Genomic DNA, 19,609 nt, shown 5'->3' with positions numbered 1-19,609 from the left:
GCGACGAAGTTGCCCCTCATTCCGGCAGCGAACGAACCCATGTCAGGATACGCTGGACCACGGGGTCGGTCATGGTCGGGCTCAGGATGTCGCCGGCCAGAACGTGGTTCGACGGATCGACCCCCTCCCCGGCTGCGACGGTCATGACTTCGACAGGCCCGCCCCATGCATCTATCGCGTTTTTGGTCGCGGCGGGACGGACCACCTTGTCGTCTGGCGAATAGATGAACAACGCAGGCGCGACGATATTCTCCAGTTCCGCCTGCTTCGCCCGATCCACGGCAGCCTGCATCGGGATCGTCGCAATCGTCGGATAGGCCTCCGTCCAGTATCGGGCGTGAAGCTCGTTCTCGGGATCGAAGCCCCGCGTCTCTCCTGCGATCAACGGCACCGAGGCCGCGGGCCAGGTCAGTAGGGGCGTCATCGGGTTTTGCGGTCCGAAATTGGGCGAGATCATCACCACCGCATCCACCGCGTCGGCCGTCGCCCGATCGGCCGCAGCAATGGCGGCCATCGTTCCACCGGTCGAGGTTCCGATCACCAGGACCCGCGACGCGATCCGCTGTCCGACCGCGACCGCCTCGGACGTGTCACGCGCCCAGGCCTCGGCCGAGGCCAGCGCCATGTCCGCCCCATCCCGTCCGTGCCCCGTGAACCGGGTGTAGAACACGTTCGCGCCCAGCGCTTCGGCCACCCTTTCAGGCACCGGCCGGATCTCCTCGGAGGTGCCGGAGAAGCCGTGCAGGTACACGATCCCCCATTGCGTCGGGGTCCCTTCGTCCCCGGCCCATTCCACCCGCGCCTCTGCCCCGTCAACGATGTCGTCGAACGACTCGCGCGCGTTCAGCCAGGTCGAAAGATCGGCCCCCAGGTCGATCCCCGCGAGGTCCGGCAGGTCGCCCATTCGCGCGCCCGGCACGATGGCCAAAAACAACGCAGAAAGGCCGACCACTGCCATTACGACCGCCAAGGTCAGGCGCATTCGATCACCTCGTCGATGGCGTTCTCGATCATCGTAAGGCAAGCCGGCGTCGAAAACCGGTGGTCCGCCCCTTTCACCAGGGTCAGCCGAACATCCCCGTCCAGATGGTCCAGCAATCGCAAGGCCGTCTCGCGCGTCACGTCGGCATCCTCGGTCCCCTGCAGAAGCCTCACCGGCCCGAACGGCGCGACCGGCGTGCGCAGAACAAGCGAACCGCGCCCCTCCTCGATCAGGCGCTTCGTGATCACGTAGGGTTCCCCATATTCCGATGGCAGCGCAACCCGACCTTCTCGCGCAAGGGCCTCGCGCTGAGCCGCGTCGAACCCGGCCCACATCGAATCCTCGGTGAAATCGGGCGCCGCCGCGATCCCCACCATCCCGGCGACCCGTTCGACACGCTGTGCGACGAGCAAGGAGATCCATCCCCCCATGCTGGATCCGACCAACACGACGGGTCCTTCGGTCAGCGCCTTGATTGCCGCCACCGCGTCTTCGGCCCAATCCCCGATGGACCCGTCCTCGAACGTGCCCGAGCTTTCCCCGTGCCCCGAATAGTCGAACCTCAGGAACGCCTGCCCCCGCTTCTGCGCCCAGTCTTCGAGGTGAACCGCCTTGGTGCCCCCCATGTCCGATTTGAACCCGCCCAGGAAAACGATCCACGGCCACGCCCCTTCGGTCCGATGATAGGCAATCCGGCGCCCCTGCTCCGTATCCAGCACCTGCATTCTCACTCCACTTCCTTCAGTCCCAGCGCAACCCACGCGGCCGCGCCCGACATCATTGCGAATAGCCACAGCGTGACGCTTGCCCCCGCCATCGAGGCCACAGCCCCGAACACGCCCGATCCCATCAGCACGACACCGATGACCGTGTTCGACACCGCCGTATAGGCCGAGCGTCGGTCCTCGGGCGCCATGTCCACAAGATAGGTCGACCGCCCCTGTCGCACCCCGTGATAGGCGATCATCAGCAGGAACAACACCGACGGCAAACCCCACCATGTTCCGGCAAACCCCGCGCCCACCAGGATCGGCGCCCCTGCCAGCGCGACGGCGCCAATGCCGCCCGAGGCCGCAAGAACCCGGCGGGAAGAGCGGTCCGCGAACCTCCCCCATACATAGGACGACAGGAACGACGCCGCCGCGCTGGCCAGCAGCAGTGCGCCCAAGCGTGAGAACGCGCCGTCTTCGGGGCCGAGCAAAATCAGGTAGGGCGGCGCCAGCGCGGTCGATGTCAAAAGCCCACGCACCACGATGAACCGCGCCAGACCGCGATCCTGACGCAGAAGGCGCAGCTGTCCCCATGGCGTTCCTTCGTTTCTGCCCGGTTCAGGCGCCTCTCGCAGGCCGGCGAAGACCAGCGCCGCACCCAGCCAGAGGCCCGCCGCAACAGCCAGTGCGCCCAGCACCAGTCCCAGTCGCGTTTCGTTCCACAGCACGAGGATCGCGGCAAACACGATGACGCCGAAACTTGCGAAGCTGGCTGCGAAACCGGTCGCCGATCCCCGCCGCGCGGCCCCCACGGTCTTGCCCAGGACGTCCTTGTACGTGACCGAACAGATCGAGCGTGCAAGCGCCAGAACCGCCAGAAGGGCGCAGATGGCCACGCCGGCCGCGTTTCCCTGGAGCGTCAGCGCGACTGCGACGATGCCCGCGCATGCGCCCCCCTGGACGGCCGACCCGATGGCCCAGGCCCATTTCCGTCGCGCCATGGCCTGAAGTCGCGGCGCGGTGAAAAGCTGCGGCAGAAGCGCAAGGCTCTCCCGAATTGGGACCAGAAGACCGACCAGGATCGACCCGGCCCCCAGATGCGTCAGAAGCCAGGACAGCACCAGCTTGGGGGATAAAAGGCCGTCGGCCAGTTTGGTCATCGACAGGGACGCGACATGGCGCAGGAACGACCCCGCTTCGGCCCCCTGCGCCTCTGGCGTCAGACCGGCCGGCGCGGACGTGTCGTCCGTCAGCGCCTCAAACACCGTTTCTTCGAAACCGGTCCTGCCCATCGCGCCCTCCGCTGCCCGAGTCGGACATAGGCCGCAGGGCCCCACAGCCTAGCCGAGCAAGTACCGCTTCGACTTGACAGGTGCCGCGGCGCCGTCCATCTGGACGCCACATACTTGCAACCGGGCGTTCCGTGGGCGCCAAACCGACGAGGAGGCCCGAGCATGGCCCAAATCTCCCTTACATTTCCCGACGGCAATGCACGCCAGTTCGACGCCGGCGTGACCGCCGCCGATGTGGCAGCTTCGATCTCGAAGTCACTGTCGAAAAAGGCAATTTCCGCGTCCATCGACGGTCGGCATTGGGACCTTCAATGGCCGATCGAGCAGGACAGCGCCATCGCGATCCACACCATGGACGACGACGCGGCGGCCTATGAGCTGATCCGCCACGACCTGGCCCATATCATGGCCCGCGCTGTGCAGGAGATCTGGCCAGACGTGAAAGTCACGATTGGCCCGGTGATCCAGAACGGCTGGTACTACGATTTCGACCGGGCCGAGCCCTTCACCCCCGAAGACCTCGGCCTGATCGAGAAGAAGATGAAGGAAATCATTGCCCTGAAGGATGAAGTTCGCACGGAGGTCTGGGATCGTCCGCGCGCCGTCGCCCATTACGAGGACCAGGGCGAACCCTACAAGGTCGAGCTGATCGAGGCCATTCCCGGCGACGAGCCGCTGCGCATGTACTGGCACGGCGACTGGCAGGACCTCTGCCGGGGTCCGCACCTTCAGCACACCGGGCAGGTCCCGCAGGATGCCTTCAAGCTGATGTCGCTCGCCGGCGCCTATTGGCGTGGCGATAGCTCGCGCGCCATGCTTCAGCGCATCTATGGCGTGGCCTTCAAGTCAAAGAAGGAGCTCGATGCCCATCTGACCATGCTGGAGGAGGCCGCCAAGCGCGACCACCGCCGCCTCGGGCGCGAGATGGACCTGTTCCATATGCAGGAAGAGGCGCCGGGCCAAGTCTTCTGGCACCCGAACGGATGGAACATCTACGTCGCGCTTCAGGACTATATGCGCCGCCGCCAGCGCGCGCATGGCTATGTCGAGGTGAACACGCCGCAGGTCGTCGATCGAAAGCTGTGGGAGGCGTCGGGCCACTGGGACAAGTATCAGGATCACATGTTCATCGTCGAAGTCGACGAGGAGCACGCCCGCGAAAAAGCGGTGAACGCCCTGAAACCCATGAACTGCCCCTGCCACGTCCAAGTGTACAACCAGGGCCTCAAATCCTATCGCGATTTGCCCCTACGCATGGCCGAGTTCGGGTCATGCAACCGCTACGAGCCGTCGGGCGCGCTGCACGGGATCATGCGGGTGCGCGGCTTCACCCAGGACGACGCGCATATCTTCTGCACCGAGGAGCAGATCGAGGACGAGACCCGCCGCTTCATCGAGATGCTGGCGGCGATTTATGCCGATCTCGGGTTCACCTCGTGGCGGATCAAGTTCTCGGACCGGCCCGAGCAACGGATCGGTTCGGACGAAAGCTGGGACCGGGTCGAGGCCGCTTTGCGAAACGCCTGCGAGGCGGCGGGATATGCGTTCGAGCTGAACCCGGGCGAGGGCGCGTTTTATGGACCGAAGCTCGAATTCGTCCTGACCGACGCGATCGGGCGGGACTGGCAGTGCGGCACCCTTCAGGTCGATCCCAACCTGCCCGAGCGTCTGGACGCGACATATATCGGCCAGGACGGCGCGAAGCATCGCCCCTACATGCTGCACCGCGCGGTGTTGGGCAGTTTCGAGCGGTTCATCGGCATCCTGATCGAAGACAGCGCCGGTCGCCTGCCCCTGTGGCTTGCCCCGCGGCAGGTGGTTGTGGCGACAATCGTGTCGGACGCGGACGACTATGCCCACGAGGTGGCAGTCGCGCTGCGCAAGGCAGGTCTGCGTGTCGAGGTCGATACCCGGAACGAGAAGATCAACTACAAGGTCCGCGAGCATTCGCTGGGCAAGGTGCCCGCGATCCTCGCCATCGGGGCGCGCGAGGTCGAGGATCGCAGCGTTTCCATGCGCCGCTTGGGCGAAAAGCACCAATCCACGCTGACGCTGGACGAGGCCGTCGCCAAGCTGGCCGCCGAAGCGACGCCCCCGGACCTTAAGTGATCCGCGCCTGAACTTGGGAAGACCAGCCTAGGTAAAGCTGGTCGCCCCGTTCGATTACGGGGCGCTTCATCACCGCCGGGTAAGTTGCCACAAGCTGGACAGGCGGCATCTGCCTCTGATCCTCCGACAGGCCTCGCCATGTCGTTGACCGTCGATTGAGCAGATCATCGCCGAAAGCTTCAGCGAAACGCTCCAGATCGGCCTGCGGCAAAGGGTCAGCGCGGATGTCGACGAATTCGACATCGAAGCCCAGGTTCTTGAGATTAGTCAAAGCCTTGCGGCACGTATCGCATGTCTTAAGGCCATACAGTTTCATCGCGTCATCGTTCCGTCATCAACACTTTGCTTGCAAAACACGGCATATTGCCCTCAGATTCGAAGCGCCAATCTTTCTACGGCGACCACTCCTGAGAGTAGCCTGACTTGGAAGACACTGGCTGCAACCGACGCCGCCCTCCGCGGCACGTATAGGAGATAAGGTATGCCGACTGGCACCGTGAAATGGTTCAACACCACCAAAGGCTATGGCTTCATCGCACCCGATGGCGGCGGAAAGGATGTGTTCGTCCACATCTCTGCCGTTGAACGGGCAGGTCTGACCGGCCTCGCCGACAACCAGAAGATCAGCTACGAGTTGATCTCGGGTCGTGACGGCCGCGAATCCGCGGGCGAGCTTCAGCCCCTCTAAGTCCGGCCTTCCGGTTCCGACGACATGGCCCGCCCCCGAAAGGCGGGCCATGCTCGTTTCAATCGATGCCCTTGCCCGAAGGCACGTAGACGTCGCCGCCCTTGAGCGGGATGCCAGTCGAACGCTGGTAATGCGATCGCATCGCCTTCCGCGGCGGATGCGTGCGCTGGACGGGGTGCGTCATCACCTGTCGATACGTGATCGGCTGGTTCGGGGTGCCACAAGAGACGATCCCGTTGATCGTCACGGGTTGCAGACCGTTCGGGCAATAGTTCTCATGGGTCGTGTAGGCGAAGACGGCCGGCGGATGAACTTCAGCGAGCGCAGGCGCGGCAAGGCCGGCAAGTCCCACGGCGGCGGCTATGACGGTTCGTTTCATGACTGTCCCTCTCGACTGCGATGGCCGTCACGCGGCCTTGTTCCGAAGCGTAAGCGCGCCCTGCGTCACGGTCAATCAGAGGCCGGGAAACGGTCCGCCCTCCTTACGGGAAGCGCAGGACCAGCAGCACCCCGGCCCAGGCGGCCAGTCCCGTCGCGAAAGCGCCCCACAGGCTGCCAATGACCACCAGCGACCACCGCCAGGGACGCAGCATCGACATCGCCCGAAACTCGGACGTGCCATAGGCGACGGCACCCAGAACCGCTCCCCTCAACGCGGCCTGCACCGGAAGCCCGTCCATCATCGCGGGAAGCGAGATCAGCCAGACCAGCCCGGCGGCATAGCCAAGGTAGAAGATTGCGGCCGGAAGGACCCGCGGGCCATCCCGCATGGTCGGCCCCATGGCGCGCGCAAATACCGGGCGCAGCAACAGTTTCAGAACGGCCGTGTCCAGGATCAGGAAGATCAGAGCCGTCGCGAGATAGAGTGGGAACATGAGACCTCCGCCGGGTTGCCCGGGCATATGGGCCGCCGGGCTTCCGCGGAAAGGCGGCGATTGACGAGACCGAACAGCCACGGCATTCGGGGCGGATGGATCGCGACACGCCCCTCCGCATCGTCTTCGACCTCGACGGCACGCTGATCGACTCGGCCCCCGACATCCGCCAGGCGGCCAACACGGTATTGGCGCGCGAAGGTGTCCCGCCCCTCGATCGCGACGAGGTGCAATCCTTCATCGGCAATGGCGCACCGGTGTTCGTCGATCGCATGATGGCGGCCCGCAGCCTGCCCGAAGCCAACCGGGACCGGGTTCTGGACGCATTCCTGGACCTATACGAGACCGCCGTCGACCTGACGACGCCCTATCCCGACGTGATCGAAACGCTGGCGCGACTCTGCGCGGACGGTCATGCCTTGGGCCTTTGCACCAACAAGCCCGAAAGTCCCGCGCGCGCCGTCATGCAGCATCTCGACTTGGACGGCTTCTTCGACGTCGTGATCGGTGGTGACACCTTGCCCCGCCGCAAGCCCGATCCTTCGCCGCTTCTGGCCGCGTTTCACGCGCTGGGTCAGGGTGCGGCGATCTATGTGGGCGACAGCGAGGTCGATGCCGCCACAGCCGAAGCGGCGGGGATCCCGTTCCTTCTGTTCACCGAAGGATACCGCAAGGCACCGCCCGCTGATCTGCCCCACGCCGCACGGTTCTCGGCCTGGCCGGACATGCCGGCCCTTTTGCATTATGCGCATGTCAGGTAGTCCCGCGAACGTGTTCCCGGGCGCGCAACTTTCGTTGGACGTCGCGCTCGCTTGCCTTTAAGGCAGGCTCTTCCCGCACCCTTCCGGCGCGCTGCCCCTTTTCCGACTGGACGATCCCCGCATGATAACGACCCTATCCGAAGCCCTCGCCGAGCGTGGGTTCGACACGCTGACCGACGTGCAGACCGCAGTCTCGGCGCCAGAACTCGCCGACGCCGATCTGCTGGTTTCGGCACAAACCGGGTCGGGCAAGACCGTGGGATTCGGTTTGGCGATCGCGCAAACGCTCATGGGCGAAACGGATCGCCTGGGTCCGGCTGCTGCACCTCTGGCCTTGGTCGTGGCGCCCACCCGTGAGCTTGCGTTGCAGGTGGAGCGGGAACTGACCTGGCTTTACGCCAAGGCCGGCGCGCGCGTCGTGCCCTGCATCGGCGGGATGGACGCGAGGCAGGAACGCCGTGCACTGGACCATGGGGCCCACATCGTCGTCGGCACACCGGGACGTTTGCGCGACCACATCACCCGCGGCGCGCTGGAGCTGACAGATATCCGGGCCGTGGTCCTGGACGAAGCGGACGAGATGCTGGACCTGGGCTTTCGCGAGGATCTGGAGTTCATGCTGGCCGCCGCGCCCGAGACCCGACGCACGCTGATGTTCTCGGCCACCGTGCCGCCGGCCATTGCCGAAATGGCCAAGGCGTTCCAGCGTGACGCCGTGCGCGTGAACACCGGTTCAGGTGCGCGCCAGCATGCCGACATCGCCTATCAGGCGGTGCAGGTCGCCCCGCAGGATGGCGAGAATGCGATCATCAACCTGCTGCGCTTTCACGACGCGCCAACCGCAATCGTCTTTGCCAACACCCGCGCGGCGGTCGCCCGCCTGACCGCCCGGATCTCGAACCGCGGCCTGTCGGTCGTCAGCTTGTCGGGCGAGCTCAGCCAGGACGAGCGTGGCCACGCGCTTCAGGCCATGCGCGACGGGCGGGCCCGGGTCTGCGTTGCGACCGACGTGGCCGCGCGCGGCATCGACCTTCCGAACCTCGCCCTCGTGATCCATGCCGATCTGCCAACCAATACTGAGGCACTGTTGCACAGGTCCGGGCGAACCGGCCGTGCCGGACGCAAGGGGATCTCGGCCCTCATCGTTCCGGACAAAGCCTCCAAGAAGGCCGCTCGTCTGCTGAAATGGGCCAAGATCGAAGCCGAGTGGGTGACCGCCCCGGACGCGGACGAAATCCTGCGCAAGGACGAGCAGCGCCTGCTGGACGACCCCGCGTGGAGCGAAGAGCCGACCGAAGACGAAGCCGCCTTCGCCGCGACATTGATGGAGATGCACGATCCCGCCCGGATCGCGGTGGCGTGCCTGAAGCTTTATCGGGCGCGGCTTTCGGCCCCCGAAGAGCTGAACACGCGCGGCGCTCCCGGCAAAGAGGTCGACCGCGCGCCTTTCGGCCCCTCGGCCTGGGTCGTTCTTTCCGTGGGCCGCGACAAGAACGCCGAGCCGCGGTGGCTGTTGCCGCTTCTGTGCCGCGCAGGAGGGCTGGAAAAGTCGCAGATCGGAAAGATCCGGGTCGAGGCCAAGGAAACGCAGGTCGAGCTTACCGCCGCCGCCCTGCCCGGCTTCCTGGAACGTCTGGGAGCTGGTGGTGTGCTGGAAGGCGATGTGACCGCCAAAGCCGCGGACGGGGCCGACCAGTCCCGATCCGAGGCACCGAAGCCACGCTCCGCCGCGCCCCGTCCCGCCCCGCAACGGCCGGCCCCCGAACATCCTGCCCCCATGCAAACCGCGCGGCCAAAGTCGCAAGAGGAGCCACGACCTCCGAAGGCCGGCAAGCCGACCGCGCCCCGCCCCGGACCCAAGGGACCTCGGCCCGAGGGCAAAGGACCGCGCGCGGACAGTAAGGGCCCCCGCCCCGAGGGAACGGAACGCCCGCGCCCCAACACTGCGGATGAAAGGCCTAAGCGCGCGGCGTCGAAGCATGGCGGCGCGCCCGGCGCATCGTCGCGTCCCAAGTCGGCAGGACCGGGTGCCAAGCCGAAAGGCCCACCATCCAAGCCGGGCCTTCGGGCCGGTGCCTCGGACACGTCCAAGCGGATGGAACGCCCCGGAAAGCCCCGGCCCGGTGGTAAGAAGTCCGGCCCGCCCCAGCGCGGTGGTGACGCGAAACCCCGCCGCAAGGGCTAACGACGCGACCCGTCAGTCCCGCTTGCGAACGTAAAGCTCCATGCGGTGACTGACGATGTCGTACCCCATTTCGCGGGCCAGCTCGGCCTGCAGCTCCTCGATCCGGTCCGAGCGGAACTCGATCACCTCGCCACTGTCGACGTCGATCATGTGGTCGTGATGCGCCGTATCCGCATGTTCGAACCGGGCCGTGTCGCCCTGGAACTGATGGCGCTGAATGACGCCATGCTCCTCGAGCGCCGCGAGCGTGCGGTAAACCGTCGAAATCGATAACCCCGGCACTTCATCGCTGGCACGGCGGTGCAGTTCGACCGCGTCGGGGTGGTCGTCCGATGTCGCGATGATCTCCAGCAGGGCGGCCCGCTGCCGCGTGATACGAATGCCGTCCGAACGCAGGGCGTCGGTCAGGCGCTTGGTTCTGTGTGCTCCGGCCATGGCCCTTTCATGCACTTCACCGCATTCACCGGCAAGATCCCAGTTGCAACTGAATTGCAGAAACAGCCTTTACAGTTGCGAATAATTCCTAAATGCATGTGGAGTGATCTTTCCGCGAGGACCCCATGCGCCCGGCCCCAAGCCGCCTGCTTCTCACCGCCGTTGCCGCGTTTCTGGCCGCACCGGCATCCGCGCAAGACCAGTTGAAGGTGGCGACGACCTTCACGGTTCTGGCCGACATGGCCCGCAACGTTGCCGGGGATGCGGCCGAGGTCGTGTCGATCACCAAACCCGGGGCCGAGATCCACGGCTATGAGCCGACCCCGCAGGACATCGTGCGCGCCTCGGACGCGGACCTGATCCTGTGGAACGGGCTCAACCTCGAGCTTTGGTTCGAACAGTTCCTCGCCAATCTGCGTGACGTGCCGTCGGCCACCTTGTCCGACGGGATCAATCCGATCCCGATTTCGGAAGGGTCCTATGCCGGCGCGCCGAACCCCCATGCGTGGATGGGTCCGGACAACGCGCTGATCTATATCGACAATATCGCCGAAGCACTTGCCGCACAGGATCCCGCGAACGCAGAGACCTACGCGGCGAACGCCGCCGCCTACAAGGATCGGCTGCAACAGACGATCGCCCCCCTGCGCGACCGGATCGCCGCCATCCCCGATGATCGGCGCTGGCTGGTCACATGCGAAGGGGCGTTCAGTTACCTCGCCCGCGATCTGGGTCTGCGGGAATTGTACCTGTGGCCGATCAACGCCGATCAGGTCGGCACGCCGCAACAGGTCCGCAGCGTGATCGACGGCGTCCGCGAAAATGACGTCCCGGCGGTGTTCTGCGAAAGCACGGTCAACACGGCCCCGGCCGAACAGATCGCCCGGGAGACCGGGGCCGCCTATGGCGGGGTCCTCTATGTCGACAGCCTATCCGAGGGCGACGGTCCGGTGCCCACCTATCTGGATCTTCTGCGGGTGACGACTGAAACCATCGCGGACGGCCTGACCGGAGCAACCGATTGAGCGACCCGAACGGCGCCACCGAGGGTAGCGGCATCCGGGCCGAGAACGTCACAGTCACGTATCGAAACGGTCTGACCGCCCTGCGCGATGCCAGCTTCGCGATCCCGACCGGCACCGTCACGGCACTGGTGGGGGTCAACGGGGCCGGGAAATCGACGCTGTTCAAGGCGCTGATGGGGTTCGTTCCTGCCGCGCGGGGCACGATCACGGTCCTGGGCCGCCCAGTGAAGGACGCCCTGAAAGCGAACTTGATCGCCTATGTGCCCCAGTCGGAGGAGGTCGACTGGACATTCCCCGTCTTGGTCGAGGATGTGGTTATGATGGGCCGCTACGGTCACATGGGGTTTCTGCGACGTCCCTCGTCGGATGACCGCGCCGCGGTCGACCAAGCCCTTTCCCGCGTGAACATGTCCGATCTGAGGCATCGCCAGATCGGCGAGTTGTCCGGCGGGCAACGCAAGCGTGTGTTCCTGGCGCGCGCCCTGGCGCAGGACGGCAAGGTCATCCTGCTGGACGAGCCCTTCACCGGTGTCGACGTCCAGACCGAGGAACAGATCGTCGCCCTTCTGCGCGACCTTCGGGCCGAGGGGCGGGTCATGCTGGTCTCGACCCATAACCTTGGCTCGGTCCCCGAGTTCTGCGACCGGACCGTGCTGGTCAAGGGCACCGTCCTCGCCCATGGCCCGACCGAAACCACCTTCACGCGCGCGAACCTGGAAAGCGCGTTCGGTGGGGTTCTTCGCCATTTCACGCTTGGCGGCGGCGCTATTCACGATGACGAGGATCAGCGCGGGTTCTCGATCCTGACGGATGACGAGCGTCCGCTGGTCCAATATGGCGGTAAGACGCAAGTGCGGGACCGCCCGGAATGACCCTGCTGGAGCCGTTCGCCTATGGCTACATGACCAACGCGATGTGGGTCTCGGCCTTGGTGGGCGGGGTCTGCGCGTTCCTGTCGTCCTACCTGATGCTGAAGGGCTGGTCCCTGATCGGCGACGCCCTGTCCCATTCGGTCGTGCCGGGCGTGGCGCTGGCCTACGTGATCGGCCTGCCCTTCGCGCTGGGGGCGTTCCTGGCGGGTGGTTTGGCCGCGGGCGGGATGCTGTTCCTGTCGGAGCGGTCGGGGCTGAAGATCGACGTCGTGATTGGCTTGATCTTCACATCGTTCTTCGGCCTGGGCCTGTTCATCGTGTCCATCAACCCGATGTCGGTGTCGATCCAGACCATCACGATGGGCAACATCCTGGCGATCACGCCGGGCGACACGTTGCAACTGGCACTGATCGGGGTAGCCTCGTTGGTGATGCTGGCGGCCAAGTGGAAGGACCTGATGGTCACTTTCTTCGACGAGAACCACGCCCGCAGCATTGGTCTTCGCCCCGGGCTTATGAAGGCGGTGTTCTTCACACTTCTATCGGCCAGCATCGTCGCGGCCATGCAGACTGTGGGTGCGTTCCTGGTCATCGCGATGGTGGTGACGCCGGGCGCCACGGCCTACCTTTTGTGCGACCGTTTCCCGCGGCTGATCCTGACCTCCGTGGCCATCGGGTCCACCACCAGCTTCGTCGGCGCCTATGCCAGCTATTTCGCGGACGGCGCGACCGGGGGGATCATCGTGACCCTGCAGACGGCGGTCTTCTTGCTGGCCTTCGTCTTCGCACCAAAGCACGGGATACTGGCGGCAAAGCGCAAGGCCCGCGCTGCGTTGGAGTACCCGGCATGACGGTCGAGACCCTACTTCTGCCGTTCCAGTTCCCGTTCATGCAGAATGCGTTCCTTATCGCGCTGATCGTGTCGGTGCCGACCGCGCTGATGTCGTGCTTTCTGGTCCTCAAGGGCTGGGCGCTGATGGGCGACGCGGTCAGTCATGCCGTGCTGCCGGGCATCGTGCTGGCCTATATCGTGGGAATTCCGCTGATCCTGGGGGCCTTCGTCGCGGGCATGACCTGCGCCGTAGCAACGGGCTATCTGTCCGACAACAGCCGGGTAAAGCAGGATACCGTCATGGGCATCGTGTTTTCCGGCATGTTCGGGGTGGGGCTGGTCCTCTACGTCTCGGTCGACACCGGCGCGCATCTGGATCACATCCTGTTCGGCAACATGCTGGGTGTGTCACCGTCCGAGCTTTGGACCGCCCTATTGATCTCGGCCGGCGTTTCGGCCGCGCTTCTTGTGAAATGGCGCGACCTGCTGCTGCACAGCTTCGATCCGGTGCAGGCCAAGGTCTCGGGGCTGGGCGTGGGGCTGTTGCATTATGGCTTGCTCAGCGCGCTGTCCCTGACCATCGTGGCGACGCTGTCGGCGGCCGGGCTGATCCTGGCGATAGGCCTTCTGATCGCGCCGGGGGCCATCGCGTTCCTGGTGGCCCGGACCTTCCCGGCGATGCTGGCAGTGGCTGTGGCGGTCTGCATGGCGGCGATGGTTGCAGGAACCTACCTCGCCTTCTTCCTCGACAGTGCGCCCGCGCCTACCATCGTCTTGATCCTGACGGCGATCTTCATCGCTGCGTTCCTGCGCCAGCAGATCGGCCGGCGCAGGATGGCCGCACGCACTCAGACGTAGCGGTTCACGATGTTCTCCAGCTTTTCCTGCTGGCCCGAGCGTGGCTGCGGATTGACGCCGCCCGCCTCGACCCGGTCGGCGATGCTGGCCAGATCGCTGGTCAGCATCGACTGTGCCTCGGCGCTTTCCCATCCCGCATAACGGGCACGGCGGGGGGCTTCCAGCGCGTCATCCTCAAGCATCTTCGCCGCCGCCTTCAGACCCCGCGCGCAGACATCCATCGCGCCCGCATGGGCGGCGATCAGGTCCGACGGATCCAGCGACTGGCGCCGCAGCTTGGCGTCGAAATTGGTGCCGCCCTTGTCAAAGCCACCCGCCTTCAGGACCTCGTAATAGGCCAGCGCGACCTCGGGGACGTTGTTGGGGAACTGGTCGGTGTCCCACCCGGACTGGTAATCGTTGCGGTTCATGTCGATGGACCCGAACACGCCCAGCTCGCGGGCCAACGCCAGCTCGTGCTCGAACGAGTGACCGGCCAGGATCGCGTGGCCCTGTTCGATGTTCACCTTCACCTCTTTCTCCAGCCCGAAGCGCTGAAGGAAGCCGTAGACTGTCGCCACGTCGTAGTCGTACTGGTGCTTGGTAGGCTCCTGCGGCTTGGGCTCGATCAGGATCTGCCCCTCGAAACCGATCTTGTGCTTGTAGTCGACCACCATCGACAGGAAGCGGCCCATGTGCTCCAGCTCGGCGCCCATGTCGGTGTTCAGCAGCGTCTCATAGCCCTCGCGGCCGCCCCAAAGCACGTAGTTCTGCCCCTTCAGGCGATGCGTGGCGTCGAGGCAATTTTTCACGGTTGCCGCCGACCACGCGAACACGTCCGGATCGGGGTTGGTCGCGGCACCCGACATGAACCGCCGGTTCGAAAACAGGTTGGCCGTGCCCCACAGCAGGCGGACCTTCGAGTTCTCCATCTTCTCCTCGAACAGGGCGATGATCTCATCGAAGTTGCGCTTGCTCTCGGCGAAGGTCTCGCCCTCGGGACGGATGTCGTGGTCATGCCAGCAGAAGAACGGCGCGCCCAGGATCTCGAACATCTCGAACGCGATCTCGGCCTTCAGGCGCGCGCCCTCCATGGTCTCGCCCCACCACGGGCGGTCGAAGGTCTGACCGCCGAACGGGTCGCCGCCGGGCCATGCGAAGCTGTGCCAATAGGCCACGGCGAAACGCAGATGATCTTCCATGCGCTTGCCCATGACCATTTCGTCCGGGTCGTAGTGGCGGAAGGCTAGCCCTTGGGCATCGGGGTCAAAGCGAAGCGGGGCGAGATCGCCGAAAAAGTCGGTCATGGTCATCCTTGCATTTGCGGCCCTTGGATACCTCGGCCGCCGATTTCCTGGAGGATAACCCAAACGTAGAGCGGCCCATGCATCGACGGCTTAGACGCCGATGATGGCGCGAGCCGATCCACGGGTCGCAGTATCCTCCCGCGCTCGACCCTAGAACCGGCCGTGATAGACGTCAATCATTGCCAGAAGGATTTCCGAACCAGGTCTCCCGTCTTAAAATCAGTGGTGGACTCGGGCGCTAAGTTTCTATATTTCACGAAATATGGAAAATATCACATCCTCTCGTCTCGCGACACTGGGCCATCCGCAAAGGCTGTCGATTTTCCGACTGCTCATGCGGCGCTATCCCGACCGCCTGCCCGCCGGCGAAATCGCAGGCCTGCTGGACCTGAAACCCAGCACCCTATCGGCCTACCTAGCGGCGTTGATGCAGGCCGGACTGGTGAACCAGAAACGGTCAGGAACATCGCTACGCTACAGCGTGGCGCTGGAGACCGTCCGCGAGACCTTCGACTACCTTCTGCTCGACTGCTGCCGGGGCCGCCCGGATATTTGCGCAACTCTCGCCCCCTCCCAATCGGAGCCCGCCCCCATGTCCGACAGAATGTTCACCGTGCTTTTCCTGTGCACCGGAAATTCGGCCCGATCGATCTTCGCCGAGGCCATCTTGCGCGACACCGCGGGTGATCGGTTCTTGGTGTTCTCGGCCGGCACGAAACCCCGGTCTGAACTGAACCCCTTCGCGGTCGAGGTGCTTGCGGCCAAGGGGCACGATATCACCCGTCTGCGCGCGAAGAACGCGACCGAATTCCACGGAAGCGATGCGCCGAAGATGGATTTCGTCTTTACCGTATGCGACCACGCCGCCAACGAAGACTGCCCCCCCTGGCCCGGCCAACCCGTTAGCGCCCATTGGGGTATGCCCGACCCCGTGAAAGCCGAAGGCTCGGATGCTCAGAAAAGCCTGGCATTCCAGCAAGCCTACGGCAGTCTGGCCAATCGCATCGCAGCTTTCACGGCCCTGCCCATCGCCTCGCTAGACCGATTGTCTCTGCAAAAGGCCATGGACGGCATCGGGCGCATGAACGTTGAGGACCCGGCATGACAACCTATGCACTGAACGGTTTGGGACGGATCGGGAAACTCGCCCTGCGTGCCTTGCTGGAGCGCGGTGAGAAGGTCGCCTGGATCAACGACGCGACCGGCGATCCGGAGATGCACGCTCACCTTCTGGAGTTCGACACGGTCCACGGCCGTTGGGACGCCGCGTTTTCCCACGACGCAGACAGCGTGACCATAAACGGGACCCGCCTGCCCTTCGTCGGAACGCGCGATCTGTCCGATCTGCCGCTGAACGGGGTCGACGTGGTCATCGACTGTACGGGCGTCTTCAAGTCCGAGGCGAAGCTGGCCCCCTACTTCGACGCCGGGGTGAAGAAGGTCGTCGTCTCGGCCCCGGTGAAGGACGGCGATGCGGCGAATATCGTCTATGGCGTCAATCACGACACCTACGCCCCCGGACGCCACCGGATCGTCACGGCGGCGTCGTGCACCACCAACTGCCTGGCGCCCGTCGTGAAGGTCCTGCACGAAGGCATCGGCATCCGGCACGGGTCGATCACCACGATCCACGACGTTACCAATACCCAGACCATCGTGGACCGGCCGGCGAAGGACCTGCGGCGTGCCCGGTCCGCGCTCAACTCGCTGATCCCGACGACGACGGGCAGTGCCACGGCGATCACGCTGATCTACCCCGAGCTGAAGGGTCGGCTGAACGGTCATGCCGTGCGCGTCCCGCTTCTGAACGCGTCCCTCACCGATTGCGTGTTCGAGATGGACCGCGAAACGACGAAGGAGGAGGTCAACGCCCTCTTCCGTGCCGCAGCCGAAAGCGAGATGAAGGATATCCTGGGATACGAGGACCGCCCCTTGGTCTCGGCCGATTACGTGAACGACACGCGGTCCTCCATCGTGGACGCGCCGTCGACCATGGTCGTGAACGGGACACAGGTGAAGGTCTACGCCTGGTACGACAACGAGATGGGCTATGCCCACAGGCTTGTCGACGTGGCGAGGATGGTTGGTGCATCCCTATGAGCCATGGTGCCCCCCGCCACGACGGGCTGTCCGCCTATATCGCCGTCACCGCGGCCTACTGGGCGTTCATGCTGACCGACGGCGCGCTTCGGATGCTGGTGCTGCTTCATTTTCACACGCTGGGCTTCAGCCCCATCCAGTTGGCATATCTTTTTGTGCTGTACGAGATCGCCGGGATGGTCACGAACCTTGCGGCCGGGTGGATCGCGGCTCGGTTCGGACTGACATCAACGCTTTACGCCGGACTTGCGCTGCAGGTCGTCGCCTTGCTTGCGCTGGCGCAACTCGACCCGGGATGGGCCGTCACCGTATCCGTGGCCTTTGTCATGGTCGTCCAGGGCGCCAGCGGTGTCGCCAAGGATCTGGCGAAGATGTCGTCAAAATCGGCGGTGAAGTTGCTTGCACCCAAAGAGTCCGGCGGGCTTTTCCGGTGGGTCGCGATGCTGACGGGGTCGAAGAACGCCGTGAAGGGGGCGGGCTTTCTGATGGGCTCGGGCCTGCTGGCGACGGTCGGCTTCACCTGGGCGGTCCTGTCCATGGCCGCGGTTCTGGCGCTGATCCTGCTAGCCGTGTTGGTGGCGATGCCGGGGGGGCTGCCGAAGGGACGGAAGGGGGCGAAATTCTCGGACGTGTTTTCCAAGTCCCCGAACGTGAACTGGCTGTCGGCGGCGCGCGTGTTCCTGTTCGGCGCGCGCGACGTGTGGTTCGTCGTCGGCATCCCGATCTATTTCCACGCTATCCTGTCCGACGGCACCGAAGAGGGCGCGCGCGCCGCGTTCTTCATGGTCGGCACCTTCATGGCCGTATGGATCATCCTCTACGGCGCCGTTCAGGCCGCCGCACCCCGGATTTTGCGCGCGGCCACGCGCCCCGAATCCGAACTGGTCATGGCGGTCCGGACATGGGCCCTGGCGCTTCTGGCGATACTGGCAAGCCTGACGGCGGCCGTCGTCATGTCGGACGGCCCCGCGCCGTGGCTGACGGCGGTGCTGATCGCTGGGCTGCTGCTGTTCGGAGCGATCTTCGCGATCAATTCCTCGCTTCATTCCTACCTGATCCTGGCCTTCACGCAGGACGAAAGGGTCACGATGGATGTGGGTTTCTACTACATGGCGAATGCGGGCGGACGGCTGATCGGGACAGTCCTATCGGGCCTGACCTATCAGATCGGTGGCCTGTCCCTGTGCCTCGCCACCGCCGCGGGTCTGGTGTTGCTGAGCGCGCTGGCCGCCGGGCGCCTGACCCCTGCGACCGGCGCGCGCGCCTATGCGTGATCGACCGGGTTCGGTGCATTGTGGCGCGTGATCATACCACCTCCCAGGACATCCCATCGCACTTTTCCCGGAACGCGAAACGCTTGAGGTGATCATCGATCACGTGCTGGGCCCGTCCGAGGTCTTCGGCCGTTTTCGCATTGATCGTAGCCACCAGCGCGTCTTGGCCGGCCTCAAGATCGGCAGTCCCGAACGGGAACTGTACATCGCCATGGTGGGCGTCGAACGTGACGTCGACCTTGTGGCTGAAATGCTTGCACAATTGCCGAAGATACCTGCTGGCTTCGCCGGTCTTGAAGGTTCCACGCGCCTGAATTGTCTCTTGCATCCCGGATATTCCTGATTGTAGCAGTCAGAAAATAAGTACCTGACGAAATACGTATGACTTGTAAACCGACGCGGGAGTTCCCTCCATGAAGACCATCCGTGCCGCTGGGTTCGCCGCCGCCCTTCCCTTTGCAGCCTTCGCGCAAGGGGTTGAGGTTCAGACGGCCACCGGTCCTTCAAGCGCCCCCGCTACACCCGAAACGGTCGCCGTATTCGACCTTGCCGCGATCGACACGATTTCGGCGCTGGGCGTAACCATCGATGGCGTCCCGGGTATAACCCCGCCCGCCTACCTGAGCGAGGCGATGTCGGACGCCGAAATCGTCGGCACCCTGTTCGAGCCGGATTTCGAAGCCCTCGCCGTAATGGCCCCGGACCTGATCGTCGCCGGGGGCCGCTCGCAAACCAAGGTCGACGCGCTGTCGCGCATTGCGCCGACACTAGATATGACCATCGACGGCACTGATCTGCTCCAAGAGGCGAAATTGCGGGCTGAAGCCTACGGAGCGATATTCGGCCAGGAAGAGGCCGCCGCGGAGCTGATCTCCGCGCTCGAAACCGATGTCGCGGACGCGTCGAACGCCGTCGAGGGCAAGGGCGATGCGCTGATCCTTCTGGCCAATGGTGGCAAGATTTCCGCTTATGGCGCAGGGTCCCGCTTCGGCTGGATCCACGCTGCCCTGGGCCTGGAAGAGGCGCGCGACGGCCTCGAGGCCGAAACCCATGGCGAGGCCGTCTCGTTCGAGTTCGTCGCCGAAACCGATCCCGACTGGATCCTTGTGATCGACCGCGGGGCCGCCATCGGTCAGGAGGGCGAGGCCGCCCGCGCCACGCTGGACAATCCCCTGGTTCAGGGCACCAAGGCCGGCCAATCGGGGCAGATCGTCTATCTCGAAAGCGCGCCGCTTTACCTTGCTGGTGGGGGCGTTCAGTCGATGCGCCTGACCCTCGACGAGATCACCGAGGCGTTCTCCGCCGCCGGAAGCTGAGTGTCCCGC

General features: G+C 64.8%; 21 protein-coding genes. 12 read left to right on the top strand and 9 right to left on the bottom strand.

Features of this window, described 5'->3' with window-relative positions:
* Positions 1–16: 16 nt before the first annotated feature.
* Genes PAA8504_RS15585 through PAA8504_RS15575 form a run of 3 tightly spaced genes read right to left on the bottom strand, consistent with a single transcriptional unit; the run spans position 17 to position 2,984 of the window.
* Positions 17–982 (bottom strand): alpha/beta hydrolase, encoded by a 966-nt coding sequence (locus PAA8504_RS15585; RefSeq protein WP_108895120.1) that lies wholly within the window; start codon positions 980–982, stop codon positions 17–19.
* Positions 973–1,707, bottom strand: a complete 735-nt coding sequence (locus tag PAA8504_RS15580) for an alpha/beta hydrolase (RefSeq protein ID WP_108895119.1) — start codon at positions 1,705–1,707, stop codon at positions 973–975. Before PAA8504_RS15580 ends, PAA8504_RS15585 begins: the two co-directional genes overlap by 10 nt.
* Before the next feature lie 2 nt (positions 1,708–1,709).
* Positions 1,710–2,984: an MFS transporter gene (locus PAA8504_RS15575; protein ID WP_245897661.1), complete on the bottom strand. Its 1,275-nt coding sequence runs from the start codon at positions 2,982–2,984 to the stop codon at positions 1,710–1,712.
* 162 nt (positions 2,985–3,146) lie between these two features.
* On the opposite strand from PAA8504_RS15575, the gene thrS reads away from it, so the two are divergent.
* Positions 3,147–5,093, top strand: a complete 1,947-nt coding sequence (gene thrS / locus PAA8504_RS15570; protein ID WP_108895118.1) for a threonine--tRNA ligase — start codon at positions 3,147–3,149, stop codon at positions 5,091–5,093.
* Here thrS and PAA8504_RS15565 read toward each other — a convergent pair.
* On the bottom strand, positions 5,086–5,409 hold the full coding sequence (locus PAA8504_RS15565; protein ID WP_108895117.1) for an ArsC/Spx/MgsR family protein: 324 nt from the start codon (positions 5,407–5,409) through the stop codon (positions 5,086–5,088). The two genes, thrS and PAA8504_RS15565, sit on opposite strands and share 8 nt — an antisense overlap.
* Positions 5,410–5,574: 165 nt before the next feature.
* Here PAA8504_RS15565 and PAA8504_RS15560 point away from each other — a divergent pair, with 165 nt between their 5' ends.
* Positions 5,575–5,781 (top strand): cold-shock protein, encoded by a 207-nt coding sequence (locus tag PAA8504_RS15560; protein WP_108895116.1) that lies wholly within the window; start codon positions 5,575–5,577, stop codon positions 5,779–5,781.
* Positions 5,782–5,839: 58 nt separating this feature from the next.
* Here PAA8504_RS15560 and PAA8504_RS15555 read toward each other — a convergent pair whose 3' ends face one another.
* Positions 5,840–6,160 carry a hypothetical protein gene (locus tag PAA8504_RS15555; RefSeq protein ID WP_181375821.1) on the bottom strand — a complete coding sequence of 107 codons (321 nt, stop codon included), beginning with the start codon at positions 6,158–6,160 and terminating at the stop codon, positions 5,840–5,842.
* A 103-nt stretch (positions 6,161–6,263) separates the two neighbouring features.
* The gene (locus PAA8504_RS15550; protein WP_108895115.1) at positions 6,264–6,656 is read right to left on the bottom strand and encodes a DUF2177 family protein; all 393 of its coding nucleotides are present in this window, start codon (positions 6,654–6,656) and stop codon (positions 6,264–6,266) included.
* 95 nt (positions 6,657–6,751) lie between these two features.
* On the opposite strand from PAA8504_RS15550, the gene gph reads away from it, so the two are divergent.
* Positions 6,752–7,417 carry a phosphoglycolate phosphatase gene (gene gph, locus PAA8504_RS15545; RefSeq protein ID WP_108895114.1) on the top strand — a complete coding sequence of 222 codons (666 nt, stop codon included), beginning with the start codon at positions 6,752–6,754 and terminating at the stop codon, positions 7,415–7,417.
* Positions 7,418–7,538: 121 nt separating this feature from the next.
* The gene (locus PAA8504_RS15540) at positions 7,539–9,602 is read left to right on the top strand and encodes a DEAD/DEAH box helicase (protein ID WP_108895113.1); all 2,064 of its coding nucleotides are present in this window, start codon (positions 7,539–7,541) and stop codon (positions 9,600–9,602) included.
* Between the two features lie 12 nt (positions 9,603–9,614).
* On the opposite strand, the gene PAA8504_RS15535 is transcribed toward PAA8504_RS15540, so the two are convergent.
* Positions 9,615–10,037, bottom strand: a complete 423-nt coding sequence (locus PAA8504_RS15535; RefSeq protein WP_108895112.1) for a Fur family transcriptional regulator — start codon at positions 10,035–10,037, stop codon at positions 9,615–9,617.
* Between the two features lie 125 nt (positions 10,038–10,162).
* On the opposite strand from PAA8504_RS15535, the gene PAA8504_RS15530 reads away from it, so the two are divergent.
* Genes PAA8504_RS15530 through PAA8504_RS15515 form a run of 4 tightly spaced genes read left to right on the top strand, consistent with a single transcriptional unit; the run spans position 10,163 to position 13,624 of the window.
* Positions 10,163–11,062, top strand: a complete 900-nt coding sequence (locus PAA8504_RS15530; RefSeq protein ID WP_108895111.1) for a metal ABC transporter substrate-binding protein — start codon at positions 10,163–10,165, stop codon at positions 11,060–11,062.
* Positions 11,059–11,934 carry a manganese/iron ABC transporter ATP-binding protein gene (locus tag PAA8504_RS15525; protein WP_108895110.1) on the top strand — a complete coding sequence of 292 codons (876 nt, stop codon included), beginning with the start codon at positions 11,059–11,061 and terminating at the stop codon, positions 11,932–11,934. Before PAA8504_RS15530 ends, PAA8504_RS15525 begins: the two co-directional genes overlap by 4 nt.
* Complete coding sequence (locus PAA8504_RS15520) at positions 11,931–12,785, top strand: metal ABC transporter permease (RefSeq protein WP_108895109.1); 855 nt, start codon at positions 11,931–11,933, stop codon at positions 12,783–12,785. The genes PAA8504_RS15525 and PAA8504_RS15520 overlap by 4 nt, the downstream gene beginning before the upstream one ends.
* The gene (locus tag PAA8504_RS15515; protein ID WP_108895108.1) at positions 12,782–13,624 is read left to right on the top strand and encodes a metal ABC transporter permease; all 843 of its coding nucleotides are present in this window, start codon (positions 12,782–12,784) and stop codon (positions 13,622–13,624) included. Before PAA8504_RS15520 ends, PAA8504_RS15515 begins: the two co-directional genes overlap by 4 nt.
* Here the strand turns inward: PAA8504_RS15515 and xylA are convergent.
* A complete protein-coding gene (gene xylA, locus PAA8504_RS15510; RefSeq protein WP_108895107.1) occupies positions 13,615–14,910 on the bottom strand; it encodes a xylose isomerase in 1,296 nt (431 codons plus the stop codon). The genes PAA8504_RS15515 and xylA overlap by 10 nt on opposite strands.
* Positions 14,911–15,172: 262 nt before the next feature.
* Between xylA and PAA8504_RS15505 the strand changes: the two genes are divergently transcribed.
* From PAA8504_RS15505 to arsJ, 3 genes are read left to right on the top strand one after another with little or no spacing between them, the layout of a single operon-like run.
* The gene (locus PAA8504_RS15505) at positions 15,173–16,015 is read left to right on the top strand and encodes an arsenate reductase/protein-tyrosine-phosphatase family protein (RefSeq protein ID WP_108895106.1); all 843 of its coding nucleotides are present in this window, start codon (positions 15,173–15,175) and stop codon (positions 16,013–16,015) included.
* The gene (locus tag PAA8504_RS15500) at positions 16,012–17,010 is read left to right on the top strand and encodes an ArsJ-associated glyceraldehyde-3-phosphate dehydrogenase (RefSeq protein WP_108895105.1); all 999 of its coding nucleotides are present in this window, start codon (positions 16,012–16,014) and stop codon (positions 17,008–17,010) included. Before PAA8504_RS15505 ends, PAA8504_RS15500 begins: the two co-directional genes overlap by 4 nt.
* Positions 17,007–18,284, top strand: coding sequence for an organoarsenical effux MFS transporter ArsJ (gene arsJ / locus PAA8504_RS15495; RefSeq protein WP_108895104.1), 1,278 nt, complete (start codon positions 17,007–17,009; stop codon positions 18,282–18,284). Before PAA8504_RS15500 ends, arsJ begins: the two co-directional genes overlap by 4 nt.
* Positions 18,285–18,315: 31 nt before the next feature.
* Here the strand turns inward: arsJ and PAA8504_RS15490 are convergent, their stop codons facing one another.
* Positions 18,316–18,612 (bottom strand): DUF2218 domain-containing protein, encoded by a 297-nt coding sequence (locus tag PAA8504_RS15490; RefSeq protein ID WP_108895103.1) that lies wholly within the window; start codon positions 18,610–18,612, stop codon positions 18,316–18,318.
* 85 nt (positions 18,613–18,697) lie between these two features.
* On the opposite strand from PAA8504_RS15490, the gene PAA8504_RS15485 reads away from it, so the two are divergent.
* A complete protein-coding gene (locus PAA8504_RS15485; protein ID WP_108895102.1) occupies positions 18,698–19,600 on the top strand; it encodes a siderophore ABC transporter substrate-binding protein in 903 nt (300 codons plus the stop codon).
* The last annotated feature ends 9 nt before the right edge of the window (positions 19,601–19,609 follow it).

The organism is Palleronia abyssalis, assembly GCF_900302445.1.
Taxonomy (GTDB): domain Bacteria; phylum Pseudomonadota; class Alphaproteobacteria; order Rhodobacterales; family Rhodobacteraceae; genus Palleronia; species Palleronia abyssalis.
Note: the sequence above shows the minus strand (reverse complement) of the source record. Positions and strands in the feature narration are given on the sequence as shown.